The following is a 12,066-nucleotide window of genomic DNA, read 5'->3' as shown; positions in this document are numbered from 1 at the left end:
ATCCATGAGACTTGACCTGCAACTTTGCAGTCTCGGTGACTTATGGAGCACGGTGCCTTAATTTGGCGTAAATGGTACTTTGAAAATCGCCTACAGGATGGGTGCGTTAGGTTGGATCTTGGGTTTTGCCGTATGCGATCGGGACCATGCCAAGTAGAAAGCGCACTACAGCCACAACTCTTGCTCCGTTTTGCAGCGCGCTGCCAATGGTTGTCATTCCCTTTTCGCGGTCGGATATCAGATGCATGAAGCCCAGCAAAAGACCTGCAAAGCACTTGATGGTATTGCGCACCACCAACTTCACGATCCGTTTTGCATTGCCGCGTTGTGACCCATGAATGCCGTCGCGTTGGTGCAGTTGGTTGACCCGCAGCATTGAAATTTGATTTCTGAGCGTGCGAGACAACCGATAACGAAGGGTCGCACGACCGTCTTTCCGATCTTCAAAAACCTTTGCATCAGGCACCGAACCGACCACAAAGCCATACTGGCGTATGGCGCGCCGAAAGAACTCGGAATCCTCTCCTCCGGTTTCATTAAACGCCATGTGAAACCGAAGCCCTGCGCCCTTACCGGTATGAAAAACTGACTTGTGTATCGCAAAATTCTGCGTGGTCAGGGCGCGTGGTGGCTTGCCAGCCTCGACGTAGGCTGGCGGATGTTTGGTTAAGAATTGGCTGGCGTCGGCGGCATAGACCAACTGACAGGGTCCCATGCGTATCTGCTGGCCGCTGCCATCAGTAAGGGCCGCGCAATATTTGGCCAACCAGTCGGCGGCGACCCATTCATCATCATCCAACCCAATGAACCAGTCCGCTGCCATATCTTCGGCTGCATCAAGGGCACGGTTGCGCGCATTGACCAGTCCTGCGCGGGGTTCATGGTGGATTGCGAGATGACAAAAAAGAGACAGACCGTCGATCAGATCCTTCACCTGTGGTGCGTCGTTGTTGTCGACAATGACGATCTGGGCGGTCCAACCTTGCGGCAATGATTGCGTTGATAAGCTGTTGAGCAGACGCAGCAACTCTGCGTTGCGCTGGCGTGTGCAAATACCAATGACAAGCGACATATTCAAAGAATGAAACCCCGACGATGTAGTGGTGCGCAGAAATAGTGAACTCTACAGAGATTAGGTTGCCTGATTTGTGACTGTAAGCAAGTGGGCCCAGTCGCAACGACGCCGAGAAAAGGGAAAATATCGCATCCGTTCTGGTTTCAATGCTCGACATCGCGCGTGTGACGCGAATATGTTCATCTCGGGTAAAACTGGCGCGTTAGGGGTAAAAAGACTTTGAATATCAAGAAAACGCGTAACCTGCTCTTCGTGTCGATTTGTGGCGTCACCTTGCCTGTTCTTGCCCTTGCAGAAGGGCTCGGGGGATTGTCCCAAGCGATTGATACGCCGCGCAGTGCAAGTGGTGCGGCTGACGATCTGGCCATTACGCTGGACTATCGCGAAAACTACCGGGCGTTGTCGTTCGGATTTCAGGCGAGTGATCGGCTTGAAATCGGGATCAGCTTTCCGACCTACAGCGACGATAGCGCCTCTTCGAGCGGCAATGAGCTCAGCTTCGGACTGCGTCTTTTGAATGAGCGCACCTATCTGCCCAGCGTGACGGTCGGCGTTGTCGGCTTTGGCAGCGATGATCGCGGATCGGGCGAGTATCTCGCCTTTGGAAAATCTTTCGGTCCGGTCAGTGCATCGGCGGGTGTTGGCTGGGGGCGCTATGCCACGGCTTTCACCGAAGCGCGCGGTGATGATGGTGGCGTGATTGCAACGGATCACCTGTTTAACGGTGACACAGAACCGTTCGCGAACATTGTCTGGAATACGGGGATTGATGGGCTGACTGCCATGGCAGAGTACAGCGGTATCGCGGGTGCCGAGGAAGAGGACACTTTCGCTGCCGGACTTTCTTATGAAGTATCAAAAGGACTGTTCGTTTCAGGATTTGCCAACAATCAGGACAGCTATGGGGTGCGGCTGACATTCCTCGCCAACCCCAACCGCCCTTATGTCCAAAGCAACACGGGCAGGGGCCCGCATCCATTTGTCGAAAACCGCGCGCCGCGAGCAAATGAACCGGATGCTGCGCAGGTTCTGCAAGTTGCCCAGGAACGTCTGGAAAAAGAGGGCATTCAAATCCGCCGGTTCGCGATGGGCGCAGATACAATCGACGTCACCCCGTCCTCTGGGACGGATGCGAACTTTGCACGGATCACCGGGCGCGTGGCGCGGGTCCTGTCGGCGGTTGCTCCGGCGCGGATCAGAACATTTCGTGTGACACAGAACACAGGCGCCTTTGACAGCAATGTGATCGTCTTGGACCGTGCCGGTCTAGGAACAGCCGTCAGTCAACCGGAGGCGGGTGCCTTGGCGTGGAATGCCACGACGTTCGCGGCCAGCCCACTGCAAAGGCCCGCCGCATTGGCGGACGTACCCTTTGAACCCAAATTCAGCTACGGGATCGCACCGTCGTTCCGCGCTGACTTTGTCACCTCTGACACGTTAGAGCTGACAGGGACGGTTGTCGCCAACGCCCGCTATTCGTTTTCCCCTCAGACGTTTGTGTCGGGTGCATTGGGGTATCGTTTTCTCAATCAGTGGTCACAGGAAGATCCACCTCAGACGCCACAGATCAGATCAGACCTGACCTCATATACACCTGATGAAATCTACCTGCAGTCGCTGTCAGCGCGCCACAGGTTCAGGGTCACACCTGAGGTCTACGGGCGCCTATCAGCAGGGCTTTTTGAACGCGCCTTCGCAGGGGTCAGCGGCGAACTCTTCTGGCGGGCACCTCAGAATGACTTTGCGTTGGGTCTTGAGGTCAGCAATGTCCAGAAACGGGCCTACGAGGATGCGTTTGGTTTCGAAGATCTGAATGCGACGACCGTGATCGGCAGCCTCTATGCCAATGTTGGGCAAAACGGCAATTTCTTTGTCGTTGATGCGGGCCAGTATCTCGCCGGTGACTTGGGTGTCGACCTGACCATCGGTCGAAACTACGCAAATGGTTGGCGCATATCAGGGTCGACAGGCTGGAGCGAAGAGTCCAACGCGGCTTTGAAGTTTGGCGCCGAACTGTCGATCCCACTCTCATGGACGTCGCCAGAGGCCGGCAAAAGAACGACAGATGTCTCCATCGGCGGTCCGTCGGGTAACCTTGGGTCCCGTGTGCGCGGGACCGGACTTCTTTATAACGAGTTGCGGCAATCGGATCGAAAACGGATAGAAGATGCTTGGGGGCAGTTTTGGAACTAATGAAACGCTTTACTATACTGACGGGCGCGTTGATCCTTTCGGGCTGTGTTGCAACGATCGGTCAAGTGACGAAAACTGTCCTGAACCCCGATGAAGAAGCGGGTATGACAATCCCGACACCGAACCGTGCTGCTATTGAAGAGGCAGATCTGGCAGCTGTTTTGATCATCAGCCCCGCAACGCGTATCTCATCAGTTGCCGTTGCAGTACAAAAGCGTGACGACTTACTGATCTACAGCTCAAATGAAAACCGTGGCGTGACCATGAATGGCGGGTTGATTTACGCCACATTAGGTTTTGGTACCAATTTGCAGGCGGTTCTGACGCAACGGGATGACCCGTTGGTCAACAATACTCTCGCGCCTGACTGGCCCAAACAGGTGACGCGCACATATCTTTTGGGGGGCGAGGCCCCTCGTTCACGCAGATCGAGACAACCTGCGAAAGCCGGGTTGGTCGTCAAATCGCCATTGATGTCGTCCAAGTCAGCCGGGCGGTTGTTGAAGTGGTCGAGATTTGCCAAACCGCCGATGGGGCGGAATTCAACAACGTGCACTATGTCGATCGAAACACCGGGCAGGTTTGGCGGACCAGCCAATGGACCGGGCCAGCACAGCAAAATGTACAAATTGATGTGATTGATCAGTTTGACCCGAGCGCTTGAAAATCTCGGGGATTTGCGCGCGACGGCGGTCAATTCACCTGACGTAAGGCGGTGCGTGCCCAAATTGCAACATTCAACGTGCCAGAACACACGATTGTGCAAGAAAATATGGGCTTTTTACCACGACGTAGTTTGACTTATGCGGAAATCCGTGTAGTCACAGATTTATTGATACTTGAGGGAAGTGACTAAAATGAAAAAAGTTATCTTTGGTTCGATTGCCGCCAGCATTGCAGGTTTTGCTGCTTGGGCAGGTGGCTTGTCCGACGCGATCGTTGAAACAGTGCCAGAAGCCGCTCCGGTCGAAGCGACGGGTTCTGCGAGTGGCTGGATCATCCCATTGGTCATCGTTGGTGCGCTTGTCGCAGTTGCTGTTGCAAGTGGCGATAGCGACGATGACGATGACGAGGATGAAAGCGAATACACTAGCTAAATCATCTTAGATATATTGACGATGTAGCTCAATTGAGGGGCTCTATGTCAGCAAAACGAAAGCCTTCGAACATAAGTTCGAAGGCTTTTTGTTTGTATGTGCAGCGTTTCAGTCATTGACGCCCGCGCTCATGCAACGCCACGCGCTTGCCATTCCTTTGGCATTACCGGTGTCAAAGAAAGCAGCTCTTGCGTGTACACTGCGCGTGGATGATCAAACACCTTGGCAGTCTCGCCCACCTCTTCGATCTTCCCATTTCGCAGGACAGCTGTCTCATCCGCCATTTGCCGGACAACGGCCAGATTGTGACTGATAAACAGAATGGTGAGGCCAAACATGGCCTGCAGGTCTTTGAGCAGGTTCAGGATTTCGGCCTGAATTGAGACATCCAAAGCCGAGGTGGGTTCATCACAAATCAGAAAACGGGGACGTGCCAGTAGGGCACGCGCGACCGCGATCCTTTGGCGTTGGCCACCCGAAAACTGATGCGGGTATTTGTTGATCGCGTCCGGCTGCATGCCCACCAGTTCAAGCATGGCCGCAGCCAGCTTCAGGCGCTTATCCGCATCGGTGACAAATCCATAAAACCACAAGGGCTCTGTCAGGATTGCACCGATCCGGTGTCGCGAATTCAGGCTAGAGTAGGGGTCCTGAAAAACCATCTGGATAAGCTGGCGTGACGGATGATGGCGCGGGCGGGCCTTGCCACCGGGCAAAGCTATGTCACCCAGCATCATTGTTCCGCTGGACGGTGTGATCAAACCTGTAATGACTTTGGCCAGGGTCGATTTGCCAGAGCCACTTTCACCCACAAGCCCCATAATGGATCCCGGTTTCACCTCCAGGCTGACATTTTCCAGCGCAACGAACGGTTCGGGCTTGCGCCAAAGCGAGGTGCGGGGCCCGCGAAAGCGCATGCAAATGTCCTTCAGTACCAATCCTGTCATGGCATGTTGCTGCCCATCCAAAAGCCATTGTTCCGCGTCATTGCCAGTACCGCTGCCAACCCCCGGCACATCGTCTTCTTGAGGAACACGGAACCTTTCAATCCGATGATCAAGCGGGGGAACCGCGGCCATAAGCGCCCGGGTGTAGGGATGTCTAGGGGCACCCAGCACTTGCGCTGTGTCACCGGTTTCAAGAACCAGCCCCTTGCGCATCACGGTCACACGGTCGGCAATTTGGGCAATGACCCCGATATCATGCGTGATCAGCATAAAGGCGATCTGACGGTCATTGGCCAGTCTGCGGATCAGCTCAAGAACTTGCGACTGTACGGCAACATCCAGTGCAGTTGTTGGCTCATCCGCGATAATCAACTCAGGATCAGTGCAGATCGCCAGTGCGATGACCACACGTTGCCGCATCCCGCCAGAAAACTGATGAGGATACGCCTTAATGCGCTGGGCGGCATTCTTGATGCCAATCTCTTCAAGCAGATCAACGGCACGCCTAAGCGCATCCGCATGGCTGACATCAGAATGGGCCTGGATCGTTTCGATCAACTGATCCTCAATGGTCATCAGGGGGTTCAGGCTGGTTTGCGGATCCTGAAAGATCATGGAAATGCGGTCACCGCGGATGGCATGGGCCTGATCGGGCGTCAGCGCGCGCAGGTCGGTATCACCCAGAGAAAGCGCACCTTTCGCGATGTAGCCCGGTGATGACAAAAGACCGATGACGGCGGCGCCAACTGTGGATTTGCCAGCACCACTTTCGCCGACCAAACCGTGTATCTCGCCCGGCTTGATTGTCATGTCCACGTCTTCAACTGCCGTGAAGTCGCCAAAGCGGGACGGAAATTTTACGGCAAGATCCTTGATTGTCAGCATCAGCGCAGCCTCGGATTAAAGACATCGCGCAGGAAATCGCCAAGGATGTTGATCGACACAACCAAGGCAACCAGAAACAAGGTCGGGATCCACAGAATCCACCATTCGCCTGACAACAGGAACTGCATGCCGATACGGATCAGCGTCCCCAGACTTGGGCTGTCTGCGGGCAGACCGATCCCAAGAAAGGACAGCGTCGCTTCCAGCAGGATGGCCGAGGCCAGATCAACCGTCATGATCACCAAGAGCGGGCCAAGGATGTTCGGCAGGATATGCACGAACATGATCCGCACGGGCCGCTGTCCCATCATAATGGCAGCCTGCACATATTCTTTGTTCATTTGCACAAAGGTCGACGCACGCGCGGTCCGTGCAAAGTTCACCCAAAGCGACAGGGCAATGGCAAGCGTCAATACCGCCACGCGGACATCCTGTTGCACCGCCGCTGGCAACACACCGCGGGCGATCCCATCGATCAACAAGGCCGTCAGGATCGCTGGCAAAGCCAGTTGCACATCAGCGATCCGCATGACGATCGCATCAAATCGCCCACCATAGTACCCTGCGGCTAGTCCCAATCCCACGCCCAGCACTGCCGCAATCGTGAGGGCAGCCAGCCCGATAACCAGCGACAACCGCGCACCGTAGAGAATGGACGAGATCATATCGCGACCCTGATCGTCGGTTCCAAGCAGGTACTTTGGGTTCGCCCCATCTTGCCAAACCGGTGGGAGCAAGCCGTCAAACAGGCTGAATGATGACAGATCGTAGGGGTTTACCAGCGCAATCCAAGGCGCAAAGATCGCACCCAGCATGATCAGAACGGCGACAATGGCCGCGATGATCGCTGCCGGGGAATGCACAAAGAGCCACAGACCCTCGTACCGTTTGAGAAACGCGATCATTGCACATCCCTCACACGTAAGCGCGGGTCTATCGCGACATAGAGCAGATCAACAATAAGGTTCACCAGCACAAAGAAGAACGCGATGACAACCAGATAGACGCCCATCACCGGGATATCCACAAAACGGATAGATTCAAGAAAAAGCAGGCCCATACCGGGCCATTGAAAGACGCTTTCTGTGACAATGGAAAAGGCGATGACACCGCCAAATTGCAGGCCGATGATCGTGATCACAGGCACCATCGTGTTGGCCAGCGCGTGCTTGTAATGCAGCTTGCGCATGGGCACACCGCGGGCCATCGCAAAACGAATGTAGTCAGAGCGCATGACCTCCATCATTTCAGCCCGCACAAGGCGCATAGTGAGGGTCAGTTGATAAACGCCCAAGGTAATCGCTGGCAGCAGCAGAGCGCGCCAGCCTTCGATGGTGAACAGCGACGTTTCCCATCCGCCGATCTGTATCGTGCCACCGCGCCCAAATGTCGGCAGCCAGCCCAGCTGCACCCCAAAGACAAAGATCAACATGATCCCGATGACAAATGTCGGAATGGACACCCCCACCAAAGTCGTCAACAACAGCGTTTGTGTAGCGATCCCGCGCGGTCGCAAGGCGGTGTAGACGCCTGCTGGTATGCCAACCAGCAATGAGATGAGCAGGGCCACAATACCCAGCTCCAGGGTGGCCGGGATGCGGTCTGCAATCATTTCTGCGACGGGCTGTCTGGTGCGGTAGGAAAAGCCAAAGTCGCCTTGCAGCATGTCACCGGTAAAGCGGGCAAACTGCCAAATGAAGGGATCGTTTAGCCCCAGCTCTTCTCGCAGCCGTTCCTGATCCGCGACAGAGGTTTCCACGCCGGTCATTTGCGTGATGGGATCTCCGACAAAGCGGAACAGGGAAAATGCCAAAAAGGCGACGGCCAGCATCACAAAGACGGACTGTACTAGCCGTTTGAGGATAAAATAAGCCATCGCCTTTTAGCGTCTTGTACTTTGGATCAGTTTACCGTCACCCAGCGCAGCATAAAGAAGTTGTCCGCGCGTTGTGTCAGTTCGACATTGTCCTTCGCAGCCCAGATCAGAGGCTGGGTATAAAGCGGGATATAGGCGACCTCTTCCTGCGTGATGCCAACAACCTCATCAATCATGGCCTGACGGGCGGCGGGATCAATCTCTTGTTGGATCATTGGCAGCAATTCATCGACGCGGGCGTTGGAATAGTTGCCAAAGTTCCATGACCCCAGCTTCTTTTCATCATCTTGGGAGTGCAGCAAGAAACGAATGGGGTGTTCCATATCGAATGTGCCGGGCGACCAGCCAAGCAAATACATATCAAAGTCGTCTTCACGCAGTTGCGGCCAGTAATCGCGGACCGGGCCCGTTGAAAGCTCGGCATTCAGGCCGACCGCAGCGAACATAGAGGCCGCCGCACGGCAAAGGGCTTCGTCATTGATATAGCGATCATTCGGGCACTTCAGACCAAAGGAAAACCCATCTGGATAGCCGGCTTCGGCCAACAATTCGCGGGCGCGATCAGGGTCATATGTGGGGCGGTCCTGATTGGCCTCGGAATAGCCCGAAATCCCGGCAGGGACCAATTGGTTGGCTGGTTCAATCTTGCCGCGGAACAAAACCCGATCAATGGAATCAATGTCGATCGCATGTGCGGCTGCAAGACGGACGCGCGGGTCCGAAAACGGGTTCGTATCGGTGACATCCGAAGAATAGAGCAGGGCATCATGCTCATGGCCAAAGCCAAACATGATCACGCGCGTTTCTTCACCTTCCAAAACCTTGAACCCATCGCGACCTTCAACTTGCGCGACGTCCTGCAATGGGATCGGTTGAATAAAGTCGATTTCGCCGGAAAGCAGCGCCGCCAACCCCGTTGCGGCATTCCCGATAGGTGTAAACACCGCTTCGGTCACGTTGTGCGTGGGATCGTCCCACCACGCCTCATTTGGCACCAATGTGGTGCGCACGCCCGGGTCGCGACTGGCAACCGTGAAAGGCCCGGTGCCGTTTACATTCATGGTCGCAAAATTCTCCGCATCGCGCGCGGGCAGGGCGGCGTCGTTGCTTTCGGTCCAATCTTTATCAAGTATCATGAAGTTTGCGATTGAATCGGGGAACAACGGGTTTGGCGCAGTCGTGACAAAATCGATGGTAAAGTCATCGACGACCCGCACTTCGGAAACCGGTGCGAACCAAGACCGGACATCTGCCGCCTCATCTGATGCACGCTGATAAGAGAACATGACATCTTCGGCCGTAAAGGCAGCACCATCCTGAAACGTGACACCTTCGCGCAAGGTAAAGCGCCATCCATTTTCGCCCTCCAGCGGTTCCCAAGAGGTCGCGAGAGAAGGTTCAATCGACATATCCTGACCGCGACGGACCAAACCCTCGTACACGTTGTTGAGAAAGGACAGCACGGGTGCAGAGTTGACGGCATGCGGATCCATCGTTTGCGGATCGGTAGTAGAGGCCCACCTCAGTGTTTCGGCAGATGCCCCCATTGCGCAGAAGACCAAAGCACCGCCGACTAGGGCAGAATTTCGCAGATTTCGTCGTGTCATCATTTTTCCCCTCAGGACAGTTTGCAAGCCACACAGTGACGGTAATCGGGCAGAGGTCAAGCGGGAGGTTTTCAAGGCTCGCGTTTGATGCTGATGACAATTGCGCGGGTTGGGGTTTTGGTACTTCGGTGAATGGTTTCCGTCGCTGACAACACGACACCGGGAGCCTGACAATCACATTCCTTTTCCGGTGAAGTGTCTTCGAAAGAGTGAAGGCGTCGTCGGTATTCGAAAGGATCGGATCGCTATCTTCAGGTGCGCTCGGAAGGCCACGCCCCAATGCATTCCGAAGTATATGAGGTGATGCGCAATGGACCGACGGAAGCGTTCAAAATTTGACGTCAGCTATTTGAAAAAATTTTCCAAACCTTTCAACCCTTAATTGTGCTATGATTCGATCAAATTTTTGTTTGTCTGTAAATGTATGAGTAATGAGTGGAGAGTAAATGTTTGAACGTATTGATAGCTATAATAGAATTCATGGGGTAGCGCATAGACGTGGAGCACCCGCAATAGGTGCACCGGCACTGACCCGGCAATTGGTAGTCACATGTGACCACAATTCCTACGCCGCCGAGAATGATCCTGCGGATAAAGCGCATCCGAAACATCTCAAGAACCATTACACTTTTCTGAATTGGCAAACGCATAACCTCAGAAAAGCGCTGCTTAAGTTAGCCAAGGATTTCCGAATAGAGAACCCGGACTTTGACAAGAGCACGACGCTGTATCAGCATTTTCTCATTGATGGGCTTCTGGTTAAGGCGGTCTTGGAGCTGTATAAAGACTATCTCCGGGTCCTGATCAGCGTAGAATTGAACCCACCAGAAGATCTTGACGGATATGAACCAATCGACCTGTCATCGAATGGTACCGAGACTGCGCCGTCAACGATTGGACTAAAGGAAAAGTTGGCGAGCCACCTCAAGCTTATTGGTGACGACAAAAGTACCGATGAAGAGCTTTCGGACTTACGCCAGTTTGTTAGGGTGGATTTTTGGAGCCAACTTGATAAGATACTATGTATCGACAACATAGAAGGTTTGCCGGAGTGCAAACTGTTGCTCGATCTACGCGGATGTATCCTATCCTCAGACGACAGCGATTTGGGAACGCAAGCGTCCAATTCAACGTCATCCAAAGCTCAAGGGGTCTTCTCTGATCGCGCAGCCGCGCGGAAGGCGACGAACGTTTTGTGGCGGTTTTCAAGCCTCGGAAGGGACTATCGAAATAAGGAGTTCGTGTGCTGCACATTGTTCCGGGAATCTTGCATCTACATGAGTACGATAGGGTCTCATATCGCGCCCACACCCAACGGGTCAGATGACGATGAAGCCACCTTCTTTGTGGCGATTGTCCCGAACGGAAGCCGTTGGCAAGTCGGCCGACTGCTTTATCGTGTGAATGAAGTCGCATCATTTCGCTTGATGGCGCTCAAGAACATGGAGGAAATTCTGACCGCCGGAACCGAGATGAACAAGATCGGGTCGTTGATCGAGCGGTTGAGCCATGTTGAGTTCGAAGACGAAGAAACACAAAGCAAGCTGGGAAAACTACAAAACTACAAAAGCCAGGTCGATGCCCTTGGCATAACAAATAGCGCCGAGCTGGGTTACAAAATCGAGCGTTCAAAGTACTTTGCGCGGCGGTTCAGGCAGGCCGTTGGGACAATCGACGCAGGGCGTGTGGAGGGCTGGCAGCCCTACTCGGACTTCGTCCAACGCAGGTTGCAACCTACCTTTGAAAAGATTGCCGACGTAAGCACACGATTTGATGGCCTATTGCGCCTCTACCACGCGCAGCTGGCTGAATTGGATAGCGAACTTCAAAGGCAAAGCAGCAGCCATCTGGTCGAAATTCAAAGCGAACTCCTCGACTCAAGTTCTTTTCAACATAAGATCGAGTCGATCGCTTTGGCTTACTACGGCGGATCGATAATATTTGCGATACTCTTTGGTCTTGCCACCTACAAACCGGAAATCTTCGGTATTGCCAAAGACTACAAGTCTGAAGCTGAGAAGATGATGAAGGCTGCCATTTTTGTGTGCTCAGGACTTTTTGCGATATTCTACTACTATCGTCAGGAAAAGAGACATCACGAAAAAAGCGCTGCACGTCAGAAAAGACTGGAAAAAATCATCAACTCTGGAAGGGTTTCAGACTAGCCTGTTGCGTCTGATGAAAAATATGTGTCGGCAGCAGTTTGTGGACCACAGAGGAATCGGTGATACCACGATTTTATTGAGCAAGGACGCCAAGTTGTGCGTCAACCGCAACTGGCAAAATAGTGACTAGCTCTTTGTTTTAATGGTGCCCGGGGGCGGAATCGAACCACCGACACGAGGATTTTCAATCCACTGCTCTACCCCTGAGCTACCCGGGCATC

9 protein-coding genes, 1 tRNA gene and 1 pseudogene are annotated in these 12,066 nt (G+C 53.9%); 5 read left to right on the top strand and 6 right to left on the bottom strand.

The features are described 5' to 3' along the window. Nucleotides 1-106: 106 nt before the first annotated feature. Entirely contained in the window at nt 107-1,072 is a 966-nt protein-coding gene (locus ACZ1G5_RS03335) for a glycosyltransferase family 2 protein (RefSeq protein ID WP_472731500.1), read from the bottom strand. Nucleotides 1,073-1,294: 222 nt separating this feature from the next. Here ACZ1G5_RS03335 and ACZ1G5_RS03330 point away from each other — a divergent pair, with 222 nt between their 5' ends. The 4 genes and pseudogenes from ACZ1G5_RS03330 to ACZ1G5_RS03315 all read left to right on the top strand — a co-directional run bounded on the left by ACZ1G5_RS03330 (nt 1,295) and on the right by ACZ1G5_RS03315 (nt 4,365). Further along, nucleotides 1,295-3,268 carry a YjbH domain-containing protein gene (locus tag ACZ1G5_RS03330; protein WP_472731499.1) on the top strand — a complete coding sequence of 658 codons (1,974 nt, stop codon included), beginning with the start codon at nt 1,295-1,297 and terminating at the stop codon, nt 3,266-3,268. Beyond that, nucleotides 3,268-3,657: pseudogene (locus tag ACZ1G5_RS03325) on the top strand (YjbF family lipoprotein); the annotation flags it as partial. The gene ACZ1G5_RS03330 and the pseudogene ACZ1G5_RS03325, both read left to right, overlap by 1 nt. Continuing rightward, entirely contained in the window at nt 3,636-3,932 is a 297-nt protein-coding gene (locus tag ACZ1G5_RS03320) for a YjbF family lipoprotein (RefSeq protein ID WP_472734264.1), read from the top strand. The pseudogene ACZ1G5_RS03325 and the gene ACZ1G5_RS03320, both read left to right, overlap by 22 nt. Before the next feature lie 193 nt (nt 3,933-4,125). Further along, complete coding sequence (locus ACZ1G5_RS03315; protein ID WP_472731498.1) at nt 4,126-4,365, top strand: hypothetical protein; 240 nt, start codon at nt 4,126-4,128, stop codon at nt 4,363-4,365. 128 nt (nt 4,366-4,493) lie between these two features. Here ACZ1G5_RS03315 and ACZ1G5_RS03310 read toward each other — a convergent pair whose 3' ends face one another. The 4 genes from ACZ1G5_RS03310 to ACZ1G5_RS03295 are packed head-to-tail and all read right to left on the bottom strand — an operon-like array spanning nt 4,494 to nt 9,680. Beyond that, nucleotides 4,494-6,197 (bottom strand): dipeptide ABC transporter ATP-binding protein, encoded by a 1,704-nt coding sequence (locus tag ACZ1G5_RS03310; protein WP_472731497.1) that lies wholly within the window; start codon nt 6,195-6,197, stop codon nt 4,494-4,496. Then, entirely contained in the window at nt 6,197-7,102 is a 906-nt protein-coding gene (locus tag ACZ1G5_RS03305) for an ABC transporter permease (protein ID WP_472731496.1), read from the bottom strand. Before ACZ1G5_RS03305 ends, ACZ1G5_RS03310 begins: the two co-directional genes overlap by 1 nt. Then, the gene (locus tag ACZ1G5_RS03300; RefSeq protein ID WP_472731495.1) at nt 7,099-8,073 is read right to left on the bottom strand and encodes an ABC transporter permease; all 975 of its coding nucleotides are present in this window, start codon (nt 8,071-8,073) and stop codon (nt 7,099-7,101) included. The genes ACZ1G5_RS03305 and ACZ1G5_RS03300 overlap by 4 nt, the downstream gene beginning before the upstream one ends. 26 nt (nt 8,074-8,099) lie before the next feature. Continuing rightward, nucleotides 8,100-9,680, bottom strand: coding sequence for an ABC transporter substrate-binding protein (locus ACZ1G5_RS03295; RefSeq protein WP_472731494.1), 1,581 nt, complete (start codon nt 9,678-9,680; stop codon nt 8,100-8,102). Nucleotides 9,681-10,126: 446 nt separating this feature from the next. On the opposite strand from ACZ1G5_RS03295, the gene ACZ1G5_RS03290 reads away from it, so the two are divergent. Further along, nucleotides 10,127-11,845: a DUF3422 family protein gene (locus tag ACZ1G5_RS03290; RefSeq protein WP_472731493.1), complete on the top strand. Its 1,719-nt coding sequence runs from the start codon at nt 10,127-10,129 to the stop codon at nt 11,843-11,845. Nucleotides 11,846-11,988: 143 nt separating this feature from the next. Here ACZ1G5_RS03290 and ACZ1G5_RS03285 read toward each other — a convergent pair. Further along, nucleotides 11,989-12,063, bottom strand: a tRNA-Phe gene (locus ACZ1G5_RS03285). Nucleotides 12,064-12,066 lie beyond the last annotated feature (3 nt).

This window comes from Yoonia sp. JB2-21 (assembly GCF_055693545.1).
Note: the sequence above shows the minus strand (reverse complement) of the source record. Positions and strands in the feature narration are given on the sequence as shown.